At 53.8% G+C, this 21802-nt stretch carries 18 protein-coding genes; all 18 read left to right on the top strand.

What is annotated here, in order from left to right:
- Nucleotides 1–206 precede the first annotated feature (206 nt).
- The 18 genes from gyrA to fliP all read left to right on the top strand — a co-directional run bounded on the left by gyrA (nucleotide 207) and on the right by fliP (nucleotide 21801).
- On the top strand, nucleotides 207–2915 hold the full coding sequence (gyrA, locus tag G462_RS0105455; protein WP_026958101.1) for a DNA gyrase subunit A: 2709 nt from the start codon (nucleotides 207–209) through the stop codon (nucleotides 2913–2915).
- Nucleotides 2916–3080: 165 nt separating this feature from the next.
- On the top strand, nucleotides 3081–4169 hold the full coding sequence (serC, locus tag G462_RS0105450; RefSeq protein WP_026958100.1) for a 3-phosphoserine/phosphohydroxythreonine transaminase: 1089 nt from the start codon (nucleotides 3081–3083) through the stop codon (nucleotides 4167–4169).
- 9 nt (nucleotides 4170–4178) lie between these two features.
- Nucleotides 4179–5288, top strand: a complete 1110-nt coding sequence (gene hisC / locus G462_RS0105445; RefSeq protein ID WP_026958099.1) for a histidinol-phosphate transaminase — start codon at nucleotides 4179–4181, stop codon at nucleotides 5286–5288.
- An 8-nt stretch (nucleotides 5289–5296) separates the two neighbouring features.
- Nucleotides 5297–6574 carry a 3-phosphoshikimate 1-carboxyvinyltransferase gene (aroA, locus tag G462_RS0105440; RefSeq protein WP_026958098.1) on the top strand — a complete coding sequence of 426 codons (1278 nt, stop codon included), beginning with the start codon at nucleotides 5297–5299 and terminating at the stop codon, nucleotides 6572–6574.
- 112 nt (nucleotides 6575–6686) lie between these two features.
- A complete protein-coding gene (locus tag G462_RS21810) occupies nucleotides 6687–7943 on the top strand; it encodes an EAL and HDOD domain-containing protein (RefSeq protein ID WP_051326551.1) in 1257 nt (418 codons plus the stop codon).
- 254 nt (nucleotides 7944–8197) lie between these two features.
- Complete coding sequence (locus G462_RS0105430) at nucleotides 8198–10333, top strand: putative bifunctional diguanylate cyclase/phosphodiesterase (protein ID WP_026958097.1); 2136 nt, start codon at nucleotides 8198–8200, stop codon at nucleotides 10331–10333.
- A gap of 98 nt (nucleotides 10334–10431) precedes the next feature.
- Nucleotides 10432–10782 carry a flagellar hook-basal body complex protein FliE gene (fliE, locus tag G462_RS0105425; RefSeq protein WP_026958096.1) on the top strand — a complete coding sequence of 117 codons (351 nt, stop codon included), beginning with the start codon at nucleotides 10432–10434 and terminating at the stop codon, nucleotides 10780–10782.
- 29 nt (nucleotides 10783–10811) lie between these two features.
- A complete protein-coding gene (gene fliF / locus G462_RS0105420; RefSeq protein WP_026958095.1) occupies nucleotides 10812–12512 on the top strand; it encodes a flagellar basal-body MS-ring/collar protein FliF in 1701 nt (566 codons plus the stop codon).
- Nucleotides 12502–13533, top strand: coding sequence for a flagellar motor switch protein FliG (gene fliG / locus G462_RS0105415; RefSeq protein WP_026958094.1), 1032 nt, complete (start codon nucleotides 12502–12504; stop codon nucleotides 13531–13533). Before fliF ends, fliG begins: the two co-directional genes overlap by 11 nt.
- Nucleotides 13534–14643 carry a flagellar assembly protein FliH gene (gene fliH / locus G462_RS21805; protein WP_051326550.1) on the top strand — a complete coding sequence of 370 codons (1110 nt, stop codon included), beginning with the start codon at nucleotides 13534–13536 and terminating at the stop codon, nucleotides 14641–14643. It abuts the gene before it with no gap.
- Entirely contained in the window at nucleotides 14621–15964 is a 1344-nt protein-coding gene (gene fliI / locus G462_RS0105405; RefSeq protein ID WP_211234189.1) for a flagellar protein export ATPase FliI, read from the top strand. The genes fliH and fliI overlap by 23 nt, the downstream gene beginning before the upstream one ends.
- A 44-nt stretch (nucleotides 15965–16008) precedes the next feature.
- Nucleotides 16009–16458, top strand: a complete 450-nt coding sequence (gene fliJ / locus G462_RS0105400; protein ID WP_035476819.1) for a flagellar export protein FliJ — start codon at nucleotides 16009–16011, stop codon at nucleotides 16456–16458.
- 150 nt (nucleotides 16459–16608) lie between these two features.
- Nucleotides 16609–18657 carry a flagellar hook-length control protein FliK gene (locus G462_RS0105395; RefSeq protein ID WP_084404943.1) on the top strand — a complete coding sequence of 683 codons (2049 nt, stop codon included), beginning with the start codon at nucleotides 16609–16611 and terminating at the stop codon, nucleotides 18655–18657.
- An 80-nt stretch (nucleotides 18658–18737) separates the two neighbouring features.
- Nucleotides 18738–19244 (top strand): flagellar basal body-associated protein FliL, encoded by a 507-nt coding sequence (fliL, locus tag G462_RS0105390; protein ID WP_026958090.1) that lies wholly within the window; start codon nucleotides 18738–18740, stop codon nucleotides 19242–19244.
- A gap of 8 nt (nucleotides 19245–19252) precedes the next feature.
- Entirely contained in the window at nucleotides 19253–20284 is a 1032-nt protein-coding gene (gene fliM / locus G462_RS0105385) for a flagellar motor switch protein FliM (protein ID WP_026958089.1), read from the top strand.
- Between the two features lie 15 nt (nucleotides 20285–20299).
- Complete coding sequence (gene fliN, locus G462_RS0105380; RefSeq protein ID WP_026958088.1) at nucleotides 20300–20671, top strand: flagellar motor switch protein FliN; 372 nt, start codon at nucleotides 20300–20302, stop codon at nucleotides 20669–20671.
- Nucleotides 20668–21066, top strand: coding sequence for a flagellar biosynthetic protein FliO (gene fliO, locus G462_RS21800; RefSeq protein WP_051326549.1), 399 nt, complete (start codon nucleotides 20668–20670; stop codon nucleotides 21064–21066). The genes fliN and fliO overlap by 4 nt, the downstream gene beginning before the upstream one ends.
- 48 nt (nucleotides 21067–21114) lie before the next feature.
- Nucleotides 21115–21801: a flagellar type III secretion system pore protein FliP gene (gene fliP / locus G462_RS0105370; protein ID WP_425393726.1), complete on the top strand. Its 687-nt coding sequence runs from the start codon at nucleotides 21115–21117 to the stop codon at nucleotides 21799–21801.
- Nucleotide 21802 lies beyond the last annotated feature (1 nt).

Below are 21802 nucleotides of genomic sequence, written 5' to 3'. Positions count from 1 at the left end.
TACAACCGTGTTCCTTAGGTACCGCGTGCATGAATACGAAGAAGAGTGCGGACCGAACTCTCAGTTTGCGGGTCTGTGTTTAGTTTTTCAATATTTTCAGTTCAATCACGAAATATGTGCCTGTTACGCATCGCTAATTATGGTAAAGTTTGCGATTACGCTGAGTAATAGTACGAAAGCAATAAAAAGGAAGGATTTAGTCTTCTATGAGCGATCTTGCAAAAGAGATCACACCCATCAATATCGAGGACGAGCTAAAGAGTTCGTATCTTGATTATGCGATGAGCGTGATTGTAGGACGCGCCCTGCCAGATGTCCGCGATGGTTTGAAGCCGGTGCATCGTCGGGTGCTGTACGCGATGAACGTACTGGGCAACGATTGGAACAAGCCCTACAAGAAATCTGCCCGTGTGGTCGGTGACGTAATCGGTAAATATCACCCCCACGGTGACAGCGCGGTATATGACACCATTGTGCGCATGGCCCAGCCTTTCTCCCTGCGCTACATGCTGGTCGACGGCCAAGGTAACTTCGGTTCGGTCGACGGCGACTCTGCAGCGGCAATGCGTTATACCGAAATTCGTATGGCCAAGCTGGCACACTCGCTGCTGGCTGACTTAGACAAAGAAACCGTTGACTTCGTGCCCAACTACGACGGCACTGAGCGCATTCCTGAGGTATTGCCTACCCGCATTCCTAACCTGCTGGTTAACGGTTCATCGGGTATCGCCGTAGGTATGGCGACCAACATTCCACCACACAACCTTAACGAAGTGGTTAACGGTTGCTTGGCGATGATCGAAAACCCTGAGATCACCATAGATGAGTTGATGGATTACATCCCGGCGCCGGACTTCCCGACCGCAGGTATCATCAACGGCCGTGCTGGCGTGATTCAGGCTTACCGCACTGGCCGTGGCAAGGTATCTATCCGTGCCAAGGCGGAGGTAGTCACCAGTAAAGAAGGCAAAGAGACCATCTTGGTTCACGAAATCCCGTATCAGGTGAACAAGGCGCGTCTGATCGAGAAGATTGCCGAGCTGGTTAAAGACAAGAAGATTGAAGGCATTAGCGCGCTACGCGATGAGTCAGACAAAGACGGCATGCGCATCGTTATCGAACTCAAGCGCGATGCCGTGGGTGAAGTGGTACTGAACAACCTGTACTCACAAACCCAGATGCAAGTATCGTTCGGTATGAACATGGTGGCGCTGGATAATGGTCAGCCTAAAGTGTTCAACCTGCGCGAGATGCTAGAGTGCTTTGTCCGTCACCGCCGCGAAGTAGTGACTCGTCGCACTGTGTACGAGTTGCGCAAAGCCCGCGACCGCGCCCATATCCTGGAAGGTCTGTCGATTGCACTGGCAAATATCGACGAGATCATTGAGCTTATTAAAACCTCGCCAACCCCAAGCGAAGCGAAAGCCGCGTTGGTGGCCCGTGGTTGGGAACTCGGCGGTGTGAAAGCCATGCTGGAGAGCGCCGGCGACGATGCTGCCCGCCCAGATTGGCTGGAGCCGCAGTATGGTATCCGTGACGGCCTGTACTATCTGACCGAGACCCAAGCCCAAGCTATCTTGGACCTGCGTCTGCACAAGCTAACCGGTCTTGAGCACGAGAAGATCCTTGATGAGTACAAGGGCCTGCTTGAGCTAATCGCTGAGTTGCTGCACATCCTGAACAGCTCAGAGCGCTTGATGGAAGTGATCCGCGATGAGCTGGTAGAAGTGAAAGATCAGTTCGGCGATGATCGACGCACCGAGATCTCTGCCAACAGCGCCGATATCTCGCTGGAAGACTTGATCAACGAAGAAGACGTGGTAGTGACCCTGTCACACGCAGGCTACGTCAAGTACCAAGCTTTGGCGGATTACGAAGCCCAGCGCCGTGGCGGTAAGGGTAAATCAGCCACCAAGATGAAGGATGAAGACTTTATTGAGCGTCTGCTGGTGGCCAACACCCACGACACCATTCTGTGCTTCTCTAGCGCCGGTAAGGTGTACTGGCAGAAAGTCTACCAGTTGCCACTGGCCAGTCGTCAGGCCCGTGGTAAGCCAATTGTGAACCTGCTGCCGCTGGAAGCCGATGAGCGTATCACCGCGATTCTGCCGGTACGCGAATATGCCGATGACAAGTTCATCCTGTTTGCTACCGCCAACGGTACGGTGAAGAAAACTCCATTAAGTGCTTACAGCCGTCCGCTATCTAGCGGTATCCGCGCGATTAACTTGAACGAAGATGATCAGTTAATCGGTGTGGCGCTAACCGATGGCGAGAGCGACATCATGCTGTTCTCAGACGCCGGTAAAGTGGTGCGCTTCAACGAGAAGCTGCGTGACAGCGAAACCGGTGAAGTGAAACGCGACCCTGAGACTGGCGAAGAGCTGTTTGCCCTGCGTCCAATGGGCCGTACGGCGGCCGGTGTTCGCGGTATCAAGCTAGCCGATGGCCAGAAAGTGGTGTCGCTGATCGTGCCAAATGGCGATGGCGATATCCTGACGGTGACCGAAAACGGCTATGGTAAGCGTACCGAGATCACTGAGTACCCAGCTAAGAGCCGTGCCACTCAAGGTGTGGTTTCAATTAAGGTGAGCGAGCGTAATGGCTCGGTCGTTGGCGCGGTACAAGTGGCCGAAGGTGACGAGATTATGATGATCACCGATGCGGGCACCTTGGTACGTACCCGTGTTGGCGAAGTCTCTCGGGTTGGCCGTAACACCCAAGGCGTGACCTTGATTCGCACCAGTGACGATGAGCACGTAGTGGGTCTGCAGCGTATCGATGAAGTCGAAGAGGAAGAACTCGACGACGCATTAGTTGACGGTGAGGGCGAAGGCGAAGTGCCAGCGGCACCCGAGGCTGACGGCGATGCGGCTGAAGGTGGCGATGCGCCGCCGAGCGAACCAGAAGCATAATCATAAACGGGCGGCCTTGGCCGCTCGTTTTATTTCTAATACAAATACCGCTTCTGATACAAATACAGTTTTTAAGTACAAGTCGGGCATACTGTCGCCTGACCGTAAGATTGCAACGAATGGCCTATTCGTATTGATAAGAAGTAGACAGGGGGTCACAACATAATGAGCAAGGTTTTCAATTTCTGCGCCGGTCCAGCGATGCTGCCAGCCGCGGTGATGCAACAAGCACAACAAGAATTTACTAACTGGCAAGAGATGGGCGTGTCGGTGATGGAGATCAGCCATCGCAGCGCCGATTACATCGCAATGGCCGAGCAAGCCGAGCAAGACCTACGCGATCTGCTCAATGTGCCGAGCAACTACAAAGTACTGTTCTGCCAAGGTGGTGGCCGTGGTCAGTTTGCAGCGGCGCCACTTAACCTGCTGGGCGACAAGCAATCCATCAGCTTTATCACCACCGGCCAGTGGTCGAAGAGCGCCGTTGACGAAGGGCAGAAGTACGCCGAAATCAGCGAATTTGATGCCCTCACCAGCGATGAGCAAGGCCGCATTGCGGTGTTGCCGAGCAGTGACTGGCAGTTTGATGAGGACTCTGCCTACCTGCATTACTGCCCCAATGAAACCATCGAAGGTATCGCCATCGATGAGATCCCAAGCGTTGGTGAGCTGCCACTGGTGGGCGACTTCTCATCCACTATTCTGTCCCAGCCTCTAGATATCAGCCGCTTTGGTGTGGTGTATGCCGGCGCGCAAAAGAACATCGGCCCATCTGGCTTGGCGATTGTGATTGTTCGTGAAGACTTACTGGGTAAGGCTAACATCCACACGCCTTCGATTATGGACTATGCCACCTTGGCCAAATCTGGCTCGATGTACAATACCCCGCCAACTTATGCCTGGTATCTGGCGGGCTTGGTATTCAAGTGGCTTAAGCAATTGGGCGGCTTGGATGCTGTGGCTAAACTGAACCAAGCCAAAGCCGAGCTACTGTACAACGCCATCGATAACAGCAGTTTTTACCGCAATGGCGTAGCACCCGCCTATCGCTCGAAGATGAACGTACCGTTCCAGTTGGCCGATGAGGCCTTGAACGCTGACTTCCTGAAAGAGTCTGCCGCCGCTGGCCTGCTCACGCTGAAAGGTCACCGCATTGTCGGCGGTATGCGCGCCTCTATCTACAACGCCATGCCACTTGAGGGCGTGCAGGCGCTGGTCGACTTTATGGCTGACTTTGAGAAGCGCAAGGGCTAGGAGATAACCGTGACTATCGATTTCAAAGCATTGGCAAATGTTGGTATTCAAGGGCTGCATCCTTATCAAGCCGGTAAGCCCACCGAGGAGTTGGAGCGCGAGCTAGGGATTACCGATATCGTAAAGCTGGCCTCCAATGAAAACCCCTTGGGTATGAGCAAGGCGGCAAGACAGGCGGTTATTGATGCCACCAGTGAGATTGCTCGCTACCCAGACTCCAATGGTTTCTACTTAAAACAGGCCTTGGCAAACTTCTTGGATGTTCAACCGAGCCAAGTGACCCTCGGCAATGGCTCCAACGATGTGCTTGAGCTTATCGCCCGGGTATTCGTGAGCCCGGAGCACGAGGTGGTGTTCTCTGACCATGCCTTCGTGGTCTATCCCTTGGTAACTCAAGCAATTGCCGCTAAAGCGGTAGCGGTGCCCGCAAAAGACTGGGGCCATGACTTAGATGCGATGGCCGCAGCGATTACCGAAAACACCCGAATGGTGTTTATCGCCAATCCGAATAACCCTACCGGTACCTTTCTAAGTGCTGACAGCATCGCCGCGTTTTTAGCGAAAGTACCGGAGAACGTTCTGGTGGTGCTCGATGAGGCCTACAACGAATACCTGTCTGATGCCGAACGCATCGACTCGGTGAAGTGGTTGGCAGAGTATCCGAACCTGGTGATTACCCGCACCTTCTCCAAGGCCTACGGCCTGGCGGGGTTGCGCGTGGGCTATGCCATCTCCAGCGAGCAGATTGCCGATCTAATGAACCGTCTGCGCCAGCCGTTTAACGTGAACAGCTTGAGCCTGGCGGCGGCACAAGCCGCATTGGCCGATCAAGCCTTCGTTGCCGAGAGCGTTAAGCTCAATCAGGTCGAGATGGAGACGTTGGAGCAGTATTTCGAGCAACACGAAATCACCTACATCCCATCCAAGGGTAACTTCATTAGCTTCCTCGCCCCGCAGGGCGATGCCCAGGCTTGTTATCAATTCTTGCTTGAGCAAGGGGTGATTGTGCGTCCGGTTGGCGCCTACAACATGCCGGGGTACTTGCGTGTCAGTATTGGCACCCAACATGAAAATCTACGCTTTATGCAAGCCCTAGACTTGCTGATCGAACAAGGATAAATGCCTACATGGAACAATTAACTTTACAGCCGATTGCGGCGGTAAAAGGGGAAGTAAACCTTCCTGGATCGAAGAGTGTGTCAAACCGCGCTCTGCTATTGGCCGCGTTGGCCAAAGGTACCACCACGCTGTCTAACCTGCTCGACAGCGATGACATCCGCCATATGCTTAACGCCCTGAAATCATTGGGTGTCAGTTATCAGCTGAGCGATGATAAGCGCACCTGTAAAGTGGAAGGTTTGGGCCGACCGTTTTCCAGTAAAGAGGCCCAAGAGCTGTTTCTCGGTAACGCTGGTACTGCCATGCGTCCACTTTGCGCTGCGCTTTGTTTGGGGCAGGGCGAGTTCACCTTGACCGGCGAGCCGCGTATGGAAGAGCGTCCCATTGGTGCGCTGGTGGACTCTCTGCGCCAAGCGGGTGCGCAGGTCGAGTACCTGAAAAACGAAGACTACCCACCGGTCAAGATAACCGGTACTGGGCTTAAAGGCGGCAAAGTCACCATCGATGGCTCGGTATCCAGCCAGTTCTTGACAGCGTTTTTGATGGCTGCGCCTTATGCCGAGGGAGATCTAGAGGTGGAGATCAGCGGCGAGCTAGTGTCTAAGCCCTACATCGAAATCACTCTGAAGATCATGGCAAGCTTCGGTGTTGATGTTGAGAACCATGACTACCAGCGCTTCGTGATCAAAGGTGGGCAAACCTACCAAGCGGTTGAGCACTTCTTGGTGGAAGGCGACGCCTCATCGGCCTCTTACTTCCTAGCAGCTGCCGCCATCAAAGGTGAGGTGAAGGTGACCGGCGTTGGTCGTAAATCCATGCAAGGTGATGTGCAATTTGCCGACGTGCTAGAGAAGATGGGGGCTGATATTGAGTGGGGCGATGACTATATCATTGCCCGCCAAGGCGAGCTTAAAGCCGTAGATATGGATATGAACCATATCCCCGATGCGGCGATGACCATTGCCACCACCGCGCTGTTTGCCGAAGGCACCACCGCTATCCGCAATATCTATAACTGGCGAGTCAAAGAGACCGATCGCTTGGCGGCGATGGCCACTGAACTGCGCAAGCTTGGTGTATCGGTGGTAGAAGGTGAGGACTTTATTGAGGTTACGCCTTCAAAATCCCTAAAACACGCCGAAATTGATACTTATAACGACCACCGAATTGCCATGTGCTTCTCGCTGGTTGCACTAAGTGACACTGCTGTCACGATCAATGACCCTGCGTGTACTTCTAAAACCTTCCCAGATTATTTCTCGCGCTTACAAAAACTTAGCCATTAAACTTCCCTATTTGGGGGCTTAATTGTTAATATGATAAAAAAGGGGCACAAAGATGCCCCTTTTTACAGCGCCAGGTTCCCCCTGAAACTGGCAGATGACGGTAAGTTGGTTAATGAAAGTATATACAGCACGCCAGGCGGTGTTTAACCGCAAACAGAGCGTGGTTGCGTATGAGCTGTTGTTCCGCAATGGCCCGGAGAATGTCTTTCCTAAAGGTGTCGACCCTCACCACGCAACCTCCCGCATGGTCCTTCAGACTCAATTAAATGAAGGTATCAACGCCGTTACTCAAGGTAAGCGTGCGCTGATTAACTTTACCGAAAAATCGCTGCTTTCAGGCCTACCGCAGCTGTTACCACCGGACCAGGTGGTGATCGAAATCCTCGAAGATACTCAACCCACCGATGAAGTCTACGAGACCTGCCAGTCACTGTTCCACCGCGGCTATAAGCTCGCGCTTGATGACTTTAGCTTCGCTCCCGAGTGGCAACGCTTTTTCAAGTTTATCTCACTGATCAAAGTGGATATTCAGAAGACCCCGATGGACCAAATGGGCAGTTGGTTTGACAAGGTGAAGGCGCGCGGCAATATCAAGATGTTGGCCGAGCGGGTCGAAACCCGTGAGCAGCTAGAGCAAGCCATGGCCATGGGCTTTGATTTCTTCCAAGGCTATTTCTTTTGCAAGCCAGAGATCCACTCCGATCGCGATGTTGAAGTGATCGATGTGGTGGTGTCCAACCTGTTGGTGGAAGCCACCAAAGAGGACATCAACATCAATCGCATCGTGTCGTATTTTGAACGCGATACCGGGATGGCGTTTAAGCTGCTGCGTTTCGTGAACTCCGGTTCGCTGCCAGCGACCAATGAGATCCGCTCAATCAAGCAGGCGGTGGTTTACATTGGTAATGCCAAGCTGCGCAAGTTAGTTTATCTGTTGGCCAGTGCCATGACCGTCGCGACCAAACCCATGGAGCTGGTGCGTCTGTCGGTGCATCGCGCGCGCTTCTGTGAGCTGGTTGCCGAGAAGCAATTCCCGGCCCTCAAAGAGCAAGCTTTTATCTGTGGCCTGTTCTCACTGCTTGATGCGATCTTAGACAAGCCATTGGAGCATCTGTTGAGCAGTCTGCCATTGGATCAAGAGATCTGTGATGCCTTGTTGAAAGACGAAGCGAGCCCACTGCGAAACATGCTCGAAACCATCCGTCGCTATGAGGAAGGGCAGTGGTATCTGACTGAGAGAGCATCGCGTCAATTGATGTTAAGTTACGAACAAGTTGAAGAGTTCAACCGCCAGGCACTGATCTGGAGTGAAGAATATCAGGCCCTTTTTCAGCAGGGCAAGATGAAAAATATCCGCGCCAGATCTTAAAATGCGCAGTTAATCGCACTAAGCGCTGATTTCTGGTTTTTTATCGGTTAAAGTGAGCTAATTCAGGTCGGTAGTTACAACAAAAATCACTATTGATGAATTTTTAGTCGGTAAATTTTTTGGGAAAGAAGTAGCTTGTGTTAAGCGTCGTTAGGTGGGTTGCCTTAGTTGCAGCATCGCTGATACACATCGCATCGGCATCAACGTTTGTCGTAAATAAACAGGAATACCGTTGGCTTAACAGCAACCCGGTAGTGGACGTTGCAATCGTTTCACAGCGAGGTCCGCTGGAATTTATCGATGGTCAGCTCAATCCTCAGGGCTATGCGCCCGAACTGCTTTCCCACGTTGCCAACCTCAGTCAGATAACCCTTCGCTATCGTCCTTACGACAGTTTGGCCGACGCCATTTTAGCGCTGCAACAGGGGCGCGTTGACATGCTTGCCAGTGGCCCGCAGCATCGCCGTTTGTCTCCCTTTGTGCACTATGCTCGCCCCACCGTTGGTCAGCCGATAGCGCTGTTTAACCTGCTCGATGCGCCGCGAATTACCCAGCTTGAAAGCCTGTCTGGGCGCGTGGTGGCAGTGGTAGAGGGAAGCGCCGCGCAAGAGCGCCTGTTTGTGCAGTTCCCTGATATTAAAGTCCATAGCTTCAGCAATGTGCAGCAAGCACTCGGCGCGGTTGTAACCGGCGAAGCCCAAGCCGTGCTTGGCGGCAGCGATGAGGTCAACCAGCGCTTGCGCAGCAACCTACAGTGGCGTTTTCAACAGAGCCTGGAGCTTGCCGAGCCGGAGTATCACCGTTTTGCTGTGGCCGATGAGCATGAGATCTTACTCAACCTGCTCAATCGCGGCATCGCGACCCTACCTGATAGTCATTTTGAGCAGCGCTACGATTACTGGCTCTCGCAAAACCCTACTCAAGAAACAGGCATGACCCTGCCAGTGACCAGAATTATTATGGTGCTCTGTAGCATACTGGCCCTTATACTGATTTGGCTGTTTAATCGCCGCAGTCTGCGACGCCAACGCGCCCATAGCCAAAGCTTGGAAGCGCAGCTGGAGCACTGGAAAACCCACGACGATTCGACCGGCTTGCCCAACCGGCATATGCTGACCCAGATGCTGGAAGACCATTTGGTCGCCGCCAAACCGATCTCGGTGTTGATGTTCGATTTCCCCAGACAGGAAGAGATCTACGAGAACTTTGGCCAACGCCTGGGTGAAGCCGCCAAAGAGGCCTATGCCAAGCGGGTCAATATGCGGATTAAACAACGCTATCCCGATGCCACGCTGGCCTTCTGGCACCACCATTATTTTGTGGTGTTGCTCCCGGCGGTACTTGAAGAAGACAAGCTTCAGTCGCTTTCCAAGCTGATTATCCAGACCTGTCGTGGATGGCTGCGTTTAGAACAGCTGCAGCTACTAACCCGCTGCCACGTCGGTTATGCCAGTTACAACCCGCAAACCGAAGCGCTCAGTGCCGACGTGTTACTGGGCCACGCCTATATCGCACTCAGTCATGCAGTCAAGCATGAAAGCAGCGTCTGTGCCTACCACTCCAGCTTGAGTCAGACCGGTATGATGCGTCTGACCCTAGAGTCGCGCCTGCGTAAGGCTATCGAGAACGATGAGCTTACCCTCTACCTGCAGCCTCAGTTTTGCTTAGACTCCAGGCGCTTGATAGGTGCCGAGGTGCTAGTGCGCTGGTTCACTGCCAGTGGGTCAATCTCACCGGCGGAGTTTGTGCCGGTGGCCGAAGAAACTGGCTTGGTGTTGCAATTGGACCGTTGGGTGTTCGAGCGTTCCATGCAGTTGTTGGCGCGGCTAAGTCAGCGCCTGCCGGCGGATTTTAAGCTGTCGGTGAACTTCTCTGCATCAACCGTATCGCTGGGTCACGCTGAGCGCATTGCCATCAGCTATGCCAAGAAGTGGCAGATTAACCCGCAGCGTGTGTGTATCGAGATCACCGAGTCGGCGATGATGGAGCAGCCTAGCGAAGCGAAAAGTAGTATCCAACGGATGCGAAATGCGGGCTTTGGTATTGCTATCGACGATTTTGGCACCGGTTATTCCTCCATGGCGTATCTCAAGCACCTACCGGTGACCCTGCTGAAGATCGACCGCGCGTTTATCTCGGAAATCGATGAGAACATCAGCGATCAGCACATCGTGAAGGCGATGGTGATGATTGCTAAAAGCATGAATTACAAGGTGCTTATCGAAGGGGTGGAGACCCAGGCTCAAGCAAATTTGGCCGCCGTTATCGGCTGTGAGTGGGCGCAGGGCTTTTTGTTCTCCAAACCGATCTCCGAGCGTGACTTCGCATCACGCTACCTCAACGATGCGGCACTGGAAAGTAACGCAAAACGCCTAACAAGTGTCCAATAGAAACAAAATAGCAGTAGTTCCTCGCAATCTGGCTTACCTCTTGCTTTATACCCAATAAAAATAAAACACGTCGGTAAATTGGCGATCAAGGAACTATCATGCAAATTAAGCAAAATCAGTTATTTAGCGAACTTCAGGCAATGGGACAAGAGCTACGAAATGTGGCGCCAAGCCAAGACCTTCCCGGCCTTGGTCAAGGTCAGGACCTGCAAGTTAATCGCAGCCACGAAACCTTTGGCAACCTGCTACGCGATGCCATCAACAACGTGAACAACTTACAGGGACAAGCCAACGACCTGCGTACCCGTTTCGATATGGGTGACCGTAGCGTATCGATTGGTGATGTCATGGTTGCAGCCCAGAAATCCAGTGTGGCATTTGAAGCAACGGTTCAAGTGCGCAACAAGGCTATGGAAGCCTTCAAAGAAATAATGAGCATGCCAGTTTAAGCGAAAGCTGAACGCCAAGGATTAGAACGATGAGTCAAGAACAAGCCCTACTCGAAGGTGATAATGAAAGCACCGAGCTAGCTGCCACCGAGCAGCAAAGCTCAACGTTATCGTTTTTGGGTAACACCGACATGCTGCGCCAAGTGATTATTATTTTGGCGTTGGCCGTATGTTTGGCGATGGCGGTTTTCCTGCTGATGTGGGCCAAAGAGCCTGAGATGCGCCCACTCGGTAGCATGACCACCGATGAGCTGGTGCAAACCCTCGATTTCCTCGATCAAAGCAAGATCCCTTACACCGTGGAAGGTAGCACCGTACTGGTTAACGCCGAGCAGTATCAGGATATCCGTTTGCGACTGCGTCGCGCTGGTCTGAGCGAAACCACGCCTGCCGGTGAAGAGATCCTGCTAAACGATATGGGCTTTGGCGTGAGTCAGCGCCTCGAAGGCGAACGCCTCAAGCTAAGCCGCGAGCGTCAACTGGCGTCAGCCATTGAGCAGATGCGTTCAGTGAGCAAGGCGCGGGTATTGTTGGCCATCCCTAAGCAAAATGTATTCGCCCGTCGTGAGCAGCAACCTTCAGCGACCGTGATTGTGAATCTGCGCAATGCCAGTGGCCTGAAGCAGGAAGAGATTGACTCCATCGTAGATATGGTGGCCTCAGCGGTTCACAACTTGGTACCGAGCCGCGTAACCGTGACCGATCAAAACGGCCGCCTGCTTAACTCTGGTAGCCAGGACCCACTGTCTTCACGCACCCGCCGCGAGTTTGAGATGGAGCGTCAGCGCGAAGAAGAATACCGCGATAAGATTGACGCAATCTTAGCGCCCGTCGTTGGTTTGGGTAACTACACCGCCGAGGTGGATGTGACCCTCGACTTCACCGCGGTGGAGCAGACCCAGAAGCGTTTCAATCCTGACCTTCCAGCGGTGCGCTCGGAGTACACCGTTGAAGATAACAATGTCGGTCCCGGTCCAATCGGGATCCCGGGTGCCTTGACCAACCAGCCACCGCTGCCCGCAGATATTCCTGAACAAGTTAATGTAGATGGTAGCACTAGCATGCAATCGGGCAGCTCGCACCGCGAATCAACCCGCAACTACGAGCTGGACACCACCATCAGTCATACCCGTCAACAAGTTGGCGCGGTACAACGGATCAGCGTATCGGTTGCACTAGACTATATAGATGGTCCAGTAGGCGAGGGCGGCGAAGCCAACCGTATCCCGCGCACCGCCGAGCAACTGACTACCATTCGCCGTCTGCTGCAAGGTGGGGTAGGTTTCAACCTAGCTCGCGGCGACACCCTAGAGGTGGTAACCGTACCGTTCTCCCGTCCAGAAGCGCTGACCGATATTGATGTACCGGTCTGGGAGCAAGCCTGGTTCTGGCGTGCGATGCGCATCGTCGGTAGCGTGCTGGTATTGATTGTGCTGATTGTTGCGGTGGTAAGGCCGATGCTGAAACGCATGATCGACAGCGAAGAGCAGGACGATGTTGGCGAGACCGATCTCGATGCCGCACTGGCTGCCTACGATGGCGATGAGGATGTGGACCTGATTACCATGTCCGATGGCGAGATGGACTTTGGTATCCGTGAAGGTCAGCTGAAACTGCCTGACCTACACAAAGATGAAGATATGTTGAAGGCGGTACGTGCGCTGGTAGCGAACGAACCTGACCTGGCGGCAATGGTGATTAAAGACTGGGTAATTAACGATGGCAAATGAAGAAACCACCGACCTGAGAATATTGGATGATATGTCCGGCGTCGAACGGGCCGCCATCCTGATGTTGAGCCTGAACGAAGATGACGCTGCGACAATCTTCCGCCACCTCGAGCCAAAACAAGTACAGCGCTTAGGTATGGCGATGGCCTCCATGGAAGACTTCTCCCATGAGCGGGTGGTTGCGGTGCACCGTCAGTTTATCGACGATATCCAGAAATACACCAACATCGGTATCGGCAGCGAAGACTTTGTACGTAACGCACTGACCGCTGCGTTGGGTGAAGAACGCGCCTCGAGCCTGGTTGATCAGATTATTATGGGTAGCGGCGCGAAAGGCCTCGACTCACTGAAATGGATGGACGCCCGTCAGGTGGCCAACATCATTCAGAACGAGCACCCGCAGATCCAGACTATTGTACTGTCGTACTTGGAAGCCGAGCAGAGCGCCGAGATCCTGTCGCAGTTCCCAGACAAGATCCGCCTCGACCTGATGATGCGTATTGCCAATCTCGAAGAAGTTCAGCCAGCGGCATTGACCGAGCTGAACGAAATCATGGAGAAACAGTTCGCCGGTCAAGCGGGGGCTCAAGCTGCCAAGATGGGCGGCCTGAAGGCGGCAGCCAACATCATGAACTTCTTGGATACCAACGTCGAGGGCATGCTGATGGACTCGATCCGCGAGAGCGACGAAGAGATGGCACAGCAAATCCAAGACCTTATGTTCGTGTTCGAGAACCTTATCGACATCGACGACCGTGGTATTCAGACGCTGCTGCGCGATGTACCCGGCGAGCTGCTACAAAAAGCGCTCAAGGGTGCCGACGATGGCCTCAAAGAGAAGATCTTCGGCAACATGTCGAAACGTGCTTCCGAAATGCTGCGTGACGACCTCGAAGCGATGGGCCCAATTAAAGTCAGCGAAGTGGAAAGTGCTCAGAAAGAGATCCTATCGATTGCCCGTCGTCTGTCTGAAGCCGGTGAGATTATGATCGGTGGTGGTGGCGGGGACGAGTTCCTGTAGATGATGAGCGATAAAGACACTAAGGCATCGGCAGACACGCCGATGCCAGCTACCTTGGCCGAGCAGTTCTCCGAGCTGGATGCTGATGACGCCGCCGCCCAAGCCGACGCATCAACCCCACACACTGATACCCACGCTGGAGATCAGCCTCCCACCCTTGAAGAGCAGTTCCAGCAAGCCGAACAGCCCGAGCAAGCGGCTGCAGACGAGCAAGACGATTCCAACGAGTTAGCTGAAACCAGTGAGCTGGAGCAGGCCCTCGATTATGCCGAGAGTTTGCTTGACGATGTGGCTCAGCAAGCCGAGGGCGGTACTACGCAGCCTACTGAAGCGCAACCTGAAGCCCAGCCCGAAGACTGGCCGCTTCCCGAGTTTAAAACCGATGGCGACACCGAGCCTGAGCCGGTTAAAAACGCCTTTAACATGTACCCCAGCTGGTATGGCAAAGAGAGCGAGCCGGAAGAAGAGGTCATAGAGATCCACCCGGTTAGCCTTGAAGAGCTCGAGCAGATCCGCAGCAACGCTTATCAAGAAGGCTATGACGAGGGCAAGCACCTCGGTCATCAAGAGGGCTTGCCAGAAGGCCGTGAACAAGGCTTGGCGGAAGGGCGCGAGCAAGGGCATGCTGAAGGGCTTGCCCAAGGCCTGGAGCAGGGGCAGGAGCAAATCGACCAGCTTGCCCAGAGTTGGCAGGGCCTGTGTGATGCCCTGCATCAGCCCCAGCAACAGCTTAATCAAGAAGTTGAACAACAGGTGGTCGATTTAGCGATGGCCTTGGCCGCTGAGATAGTCAAAGTGGAGCTACGCACCAACCCCGAGGCGGTGCTACACAGTGTCAAGCAAGCCGTCACCGCGCTGCCGATGCAGCAGGCTACCGCACAGATAAGCCTGCACCCCGACGATTTAGCGATCGTGCAGCAGGCCTTCCCCCAAGACACCTTGGATAAGAAAAATTGGCAGCTACTGGCCGACCCAACCATTGCTCAGGGCGATTGCCTGGTAGAAACCGACTTGTCTTCAGTGAAAGTGAATATGCAAGCCACTATTCGCCAAAGCCTGGAAGCCTTTATTAAACAGAACCATGACCATGAATCTAACTCAGAGGATTAATCGCTATCAGGTGGGCAGCCTGCGCAACAAGCCCACGGTGGCCGGCAAGCTGACCCGGGTGGTCGGTTTGACCCTGGAAGCGGTCGGTTGCCGAGCGCCGGTCGGCTCCCTATGCGCCGTTGAAACCCTCGATGGTGAGTTGGAAGCTGAAGTGGTTGGCTTTGCTGGCGACAAGCTATTTTTGATGCCCAGTGAGCAACTCAGTGGTGTATTGCCCGGTGCTCGTGTGACCCCAATGCACGAACAGCACGGTATTCCAGTGGGTGATGCCCTACTTGGTCGGGTGATTGACGGTCTGGGCCAGCCCCTTGACGGTCTGGGGCCGGTGGTCAGTAAGCACCAAGCGAAACTCAGCGCCGAGCGCCTCAACCCTATGGCACGGCAACCCATTGAGCAGCCGCTCGATGTGGGGGTGCGTTCGATCAACTCCATGCTAACTGTTGGTCAAGGCCAACGGATGGGCCTGTTTGCCGGCTCCGGTGTCGGTAAATCGGTCCTGTTGGGAATGATGACTCGTGGCACCACCGCCGATGTGGTGGTGGTTGGGCTCATCGGTGAACGTGGCCGTGAGGTGAAAGAGTTTATCGACGAGATCCTCGGCATTGAAGGTCGTGAGCGGGCCGTGGTTGTTGCCGCGCCAGCCGATGCCTCACCGCTGATGCGATTGAAAGGCTGTGATACCACCTTGGCCATCGCCGAGCACTTTCGCGACCAAGGTAAGAGTGTGTTGCTGCTGATGGACTCACTGACCCGCTATGCACAAGCGCAGCGTGAGATTGCCTTGGCCATTGGCGAGCCGCCAGCTACCAAGGGCTATCCGCCTTCGGTGTTTGCCAAGCTACCGCGCTTGGTGGAGCGGGCCGGTAATGGCGGCCCGGGGCAGGGCTCGATTACCGCGTTCTTCACGGTATTAACCGAAGGCGACGATCTGCAAGATCCAATTGCCGATGCGGCGCGGGCGATCCTCGATGGTCACATCGTATTGTCTCGGCAACTGGCTGACGAAGGTCATTATCCTGCGGTGGACGTTGAAAAGTCGATTAGCCGGGTGATGCCCGCGATTACCAGTGAAGGGCATCAGAATCTGGCCCGCCAGCTCAAGATGCTCAAATCGGTGTATCAGCAAAACCAAGACCTTATCTCCATTGGCGCCTACCAGCGTGGCGCCGATCCACGGGTCGATTTAGCCATCTCTATGAAAAACCATCTGGACCAGTTCTTGCAGCAAGGCATGAAAGAAGTCGTACCCTATGACGAATGTTTGGCGCGACTGGAGCGAACCATGCAGATGGCCAACATCAATCAGCAACGCCCCGGTTAAACTAATCCCGTCAGCCGGGTCTCCCAGCTTGTAGTGAGGACAGCATGGCACGCCAAGCCCTGTATTTGATGGTTGAGCAGCTCCAGCAAAAAGAGCAAGACGCAGCGAAGGCGCTGGCGGAGGTGCAGCAGCAGCTGCGCCAGTTCGAAGGCCAGCTGCAACATCTGGAAGAATACCGCAGAAGCTATCTTGAGCAGGCCTTGGCACATGGTGCCGATGGCCTCAAGGCGCAAAGCTTCCACCAATACCAGATGTTTATTCAAAAGCTCGAGCAAGCCAGTGTGCAGCAGAATCATAGTATCCAACAGATCCGGCAAAACCTCTCACTGTGTCGCAAACAGTGGCAGGAGCAACGGGCTAAACGTCGAGCCATGGAGCTGCTGATCGAAAAGCAAGTGGCTGAAAAAGAGAAAGCGCAGTTAAAGGCCGAGCAAAAATTACTGGATGAGTACGCTCTGTTCGCACATTTCAGGAATGCGGACCCAATCAACTAGCGGTTGGTATGTATTTTGCTGATGTTCTAAGCAGGTAGCAATTAAGCGGCTGATCCACCCGATTACCGCCCAGAACAACGATAAAACGGATAAAACTTGCCGCCCCGGCTGCCGTTGGCGCGCAATACATAAGGTAAATACGAGACAGCGATGGATCTTCTTCTAACACAAGTTAGCCCTAGCAGTGGTACGGAATCAGTGCCCGGCAATGAGTTGCCCGGCTCTGGCGGTGACTCTGGTTTTAAAGAACTGCTTAGCCAACAGGGCGGCACATCCTCTGACAAGCCAAGCGCCACTGATACCGCAAAAAGCGCCAAGGGGCAGTCTGAACAAGTAGAAACGGAAAGTTCAGCTAAGGCCGATGCTAAAGCTTCCGATGCTAAAGCTTCCGATGCTAAAGCTTCCGATGCTAAAGCTCCCGATGACAGCAAGGCCACAAGCCAAAGTGCGCCTGATAGCCAGTCACCCGCTCGCGTAGCCGAGTCCAGTGAGCAAGTAGCTAATCAAGGTTCGCAACTCTCTAGTGATAGTTCAAATGCCAGTAGTGTTAGCGGCGAACAAGCCTCCAGTGAGGTGGAAGGGCTGCTATCCCAGCTACGCGCCTCAGAAGCGATGGCCAACGAGCTGGCAGATGCCAAGCAGGGAGACGCTGCAGCTACTGAGGGTAAAGACAGCACGCAGATAGATGCGCTGCTCGTTCAAGCTTCAGCTAATAAAGGCACAATTAATGAAGGTGCTATTAATGAAGGTACTATTAATGAAGGTGCTATTAATGAAGGTGAAGGGGCTGTAGACGCCGTGGATGAAGAGACACCGAGTACCTTAGGCCAAGTGACTGAAGCGGATGCTGATTCTGCAAGTGATGATGAGCCTGATGTCGCTGTTGATACTGAAAACACCGAGGTGGTATTAGATGGCGGAAAAGGCAAGCCAGAAGTCGGCGATAGCGAACTTGAAGAAGGCGAGCAGCCAATTGTCGCTGGTGATGTACCTGCAGAGCAGCTACCGGAGGGTGAGCAAGCCGATACCGAGAATGCTGATGAAGCCACCCAAGCCCTTGCTAAAGGTGAACAGTCAGGCGCTGTTGATGCTCAGAACCATTCGCAAAACCCAGCCGTGGCAAGCAGCTCGTCCACGCATGCTCCAGCCGAAGGCGAGGGTGATAGCAGAGCATCTTCTACCAAGACGACCAATGCTGTTGGCGAGTCAGCTACACCTGCTAACTCGTCACCGGCGACTGCCCAAACTGCAACCAGCAATCCCGTTAGCGCTGCCAAGCCAGATGCAGACGCGACAGCTGCCGCAACTAAAGGGCTAGATAAGGGCGCAGAGGCCGAGCTTAAACCAGACGGTTCGGTTCAAGCCAAAGTGCAGGGACAACTGAATGAGGCACAAACCAGCCGCGATCTCGGTAAAGTGCAACTTGGTGAGTCGGTGGTAGCGGCGAAGGCCTCCTCCGAGGCGCTATCCGACAGCAAGGCCGCCAGTGAAGGCAAGCTTAATTTGGGCAAAGACCTTGCCGCGGCTAGCGCACTGGGTATGGCGGCCGCTAGCGCCCAAGATGGCGGTGAGAAATCCGGCGAGTTTGGTCAGCAATCCCAGCATGGCCAGCAGCACGCCGCGCACGCCAACACCTTAGCGAGCGCTCAGCAGCCAGTTAACGCGCCCGAGACCGCGGCAACCCGCGGCTTTGTTGATCATCTAAGTCAGGCCGGTGAAGCACGCGGTCTTCATCAGGCGAATCAAGCCTCAGCCAATCAAGCGATGCCGGAGCGCTTCAATCCTGCGTTAATCAATGCCGGTGAAGAGCTTAACCAACGCGTGCAGATGATGTTAGGCCAAGGCCTGCAGCGCGCGGAGATCCGCCTTGACCCTGCCGAGCTGGGCAGCATGCAGATCCGTGTGCAGGTTACCAACAACGATCAAGCGTCGGTGCAGATCCAGGTACAAAACCCGCAAGCGCGTGAGGCCCTTGAACAAAGCATGCCGCGTTTGCGCGAGATGCTACAACAGCAGGGCATTGAGCTGGGACAGACTCAAGTTAATCATCAAAAAGATCAGCAGCAACATGCTCACTCTGACGGACGCCCCGAATGGGCCCAAGGCGGCGAGGGCGCAGCCGGTGAGTTCGATGATGGTGAGGCTACTTCGGTGGATGTTGCCTTTAATGCTGCTGAAGGAATCGACTATTACGCATAGGTGGGGTGTTCAGCACTTTAGGGACCCGATCTAACATGTAATAATGCAAATAATAACAACTGCGTGAGGAACCACGATCCATGGCGGATGAAGCTGAACTAAAAGTTGAAGAAGGCAGTGGCGGCAAGAAAAAGTTATTTATCATCATCGGGGCGGTGGTTGTCCTCCTGATTGTCGGTGGCGTAGCGGCATTTATGTTTATGGGCGGTGAAGACGAAGCGCCGCCAGCTGCGGCTGCCGCCGAAGCACAGCCCGCGCCAGTCAACAGCACTGCACTGTATGTTGGTATGCCGCGTCCCTTCGTGTTCAACGTGACCGGCGATGTGCGTGACCGCTTAGTACAGATCAAGGTTCAGCTGCTGGTTCGTGGCAGTGATAACGAAGCAGCAGCCAAGCTGCATATCCCCACCATTGAAGGTGCGTTGCTAAAAACCTTTAGCGCCGCGACGGTCGATGAGCTATCGACCCAGGAAGGCAAAGAAAAGCTACGTGAGACTTCATTGGCGGAAACACAAAAAGCGCTGCAAGAGTTAACCGGTGGAGTAGTGGTAGAAAAAGTACTATTCACCGGCTTTGTAATGCAATAAGGAATACTGTGAGCGATTTATTAAGCCAAGACGAAATTGATGCGCTACTCCACGGCGTCGACGATATCGAAGAGGATATTGTCGAGCCGGATATCTCGGGTAACGTTGTCGAGTTCGACTTCTCCTCTCAAGACCGGATCGTCCGTGGTCGCATGCCGACCCTCGAGCTGGTTAACGAGCGTTTTGCTCGCCATCTACGGATCTCGCTGTTTAATATGATGCGCCGCACCGCCGAGGTGTCGATTAACGGCGTGCAGATGATTAAATTCGGCGAGTACGTACACACACTGTTTGTACCGACTAGCTTGAACATGGTGCGCTTTAGGCCCTTAAAAGGCACTGCGCTGATTACCATGGAAGCGCGTCTGGTGTTTATCTTGGTAGAAAACTTCTTTGGTGGCGATGGCCGCTACCACGCCAAGATTGAAGGGCGCGAGTTTACCCCTACCGAACGGCGCATCATTCAGATGCTGCTCAAGATCATCTTTGAAGACTACGTGGAAGCGTGGGCGCCAGTGATGGATGTGGGCTTTGACTATCTGGACTCAGAAGTTAACCCGGCGATGGCCAACATCGTTAGCCCCACCGAAGTCATCGTGGTGAGCTCGTTCCATATTGAGTTAGATGGTGGTGGCGGTGACTTCCATATCGCCATGCCATACTCGATGCTGGAGCCAATCCGTGAGCTGCTCGACGCCGGTGTTCAAAGTGATAAACAAGACACCGACATGCGCTGGAGCACTGCACTGCGCGACGAGATTATGGATGTGCCAGTGGGCTTGCATACCAAGCTGCTGGAAGCTGAGCTTAGCCTGCGTCAACTTATGGAATTGAAAGCCGGTGATATTATTCCGGTAGAGATGCCAGAGAACGCCTTGCTGTTTGTGGAAGACCTGCCGAGCTATCGGGTTAAGATGGGTCAACGTAACGAAAAACTGGCGCTGCAGGTCACCGAACAATTAAAACGTCCTGAGTCGGTGAAAAGCGACTTAGAGATGGTCGTCAGCCGCCGTGGGGCAGTCGACGAACACGAAGAATAATCAGAGGTAAATAGAATGAGTGAACAAGACGATTTGGCAAATGAGTGGGCGGCTGCAATGGCCGAGGCCGAGCCTGCCCCCCTTGATGAACTGGCCGATGAAGGTCAGCCCATCACCGAGGAGCAGCAGCGCCGTTTAGACGCTATTCTCGATATTCCGGTTACCATCTCCATGGAAGTGGGCCGCAGCAACATCAGCATTCGTAACTTGCTGCAGTTGAACCAAGGTTCGGTAGTTGAGCTAGACCGAGTGGCCGGTGAACCACTGGATGTGCTAGTAAATGGCACCTTGATTGCCCACGGTGAGGTGGTTGTGGTGAACGACAAGTTCGGTATTCGCCTGACCGACGTTATCAGCCAGACTGAACGCATTAAGAAACTCAAATGAGTCTGACTACCTTGGTTGCCAGCGGGATGCTGGCAAGCTCAGAGGCGGGGAGCGAACTCTCTGCAAACTCTTCTCCTCTCGATCTGCTCTCGCTGTTTCTTTCTCTGGTGGTAGTGCTTATCACCATTTTCGTCTGTGCCTGGGTGCTAAAAAAGACTCGTGTTGCCCAGTTGGGCAATGGCCGCATGAAGGTGATCAGCCAACTGGCACTGAGTGCCCGCGAAAAGATCGTGGTGGTGGAAGTAGGTGAGCAGCAGTATTTGATTGGCGTGACTGCCCAGCAAGTTCAGTTGTTGGACAAGTTGGAACAACCGCTGAGCGTAGAGACTGCCCCCTCAGCCGTGCCGAACTTTGGCAAGCATATTCAACACTTCTTAGCAAAAGGTAAGTCTTAAGTGTTTCGCATCGTATTGTTTTGTCTGGCTTTTGTAGCCTTTCCCAGTATCGCCCAAGACGGTATTCTGCCGGCGCTGACGATTACCACCAATGCCGATGGCAGTCAGGAATACTCGGTAACACTGCAAATCCTGGCGTTGATGACCGCGCTGTCGTTTATCCCGGCAGTGGTCATTATGATGACCTCGTTTACCCGCATCGTAATCGTGATGGCGATCCTTCGCCAAGCCATGGGCCTGCAGCAGAGCCCTTCGAGCCGAGTGATCATCGGTATCGCGCTGTTCTTGACCTTCTTTATCATGTCGCCGGTGCTCGATGAGGTAAATCAAAACGCCATTCAGCCCTACCTGAGTGAGGAAGTGACCTCCCTTGAGGCCTTCGAACGCGCCAAAAAGCCGATGCATAACTTTATGTTAGAGCAGACTCGGCTAACCGACTTAGAAACCTTTGTGCGCATCGCCAAGATTGAGGTAGAAAACCCTGAAGATGTGCCGTTCAGTGTATTGGTCCCCTCGTTCATTACTTCCGAGCTTAAAACCGCCTTCCAGATCGGCTTTATGCTGTTTTTGCCGTTCTTGGTCATCGACTTGGTGGTCGCCAGTATCCTGATGGCGATGGGTATGATGATGCTCTCACCAATGATTGTTTCCTTGCCCTTTAAGCTGATGCTGTTTGTGTTGGTAGACGGCTGGAGCTTGGTGATGACCACGCTCGCCGTCAGTTTCGGAATGTAGG

It is taken from the genome of Aliagarivorans taiwanensis DSM 22990 (assembly GCF_000429505.1).
Taxonomy (GTDB): domain Bacteria; phylum Pseudomonadota; class Gammaproteobacteria; order Enterobacterales; family Celerinatantimonadaceae; genus Aliagarivorans; species Aliagarivorans taiwanensis.
Note: the sequence above shows the minus strand (reverse complement) of the source record. Positions and strands in the feature narration are given on the sequence as shown.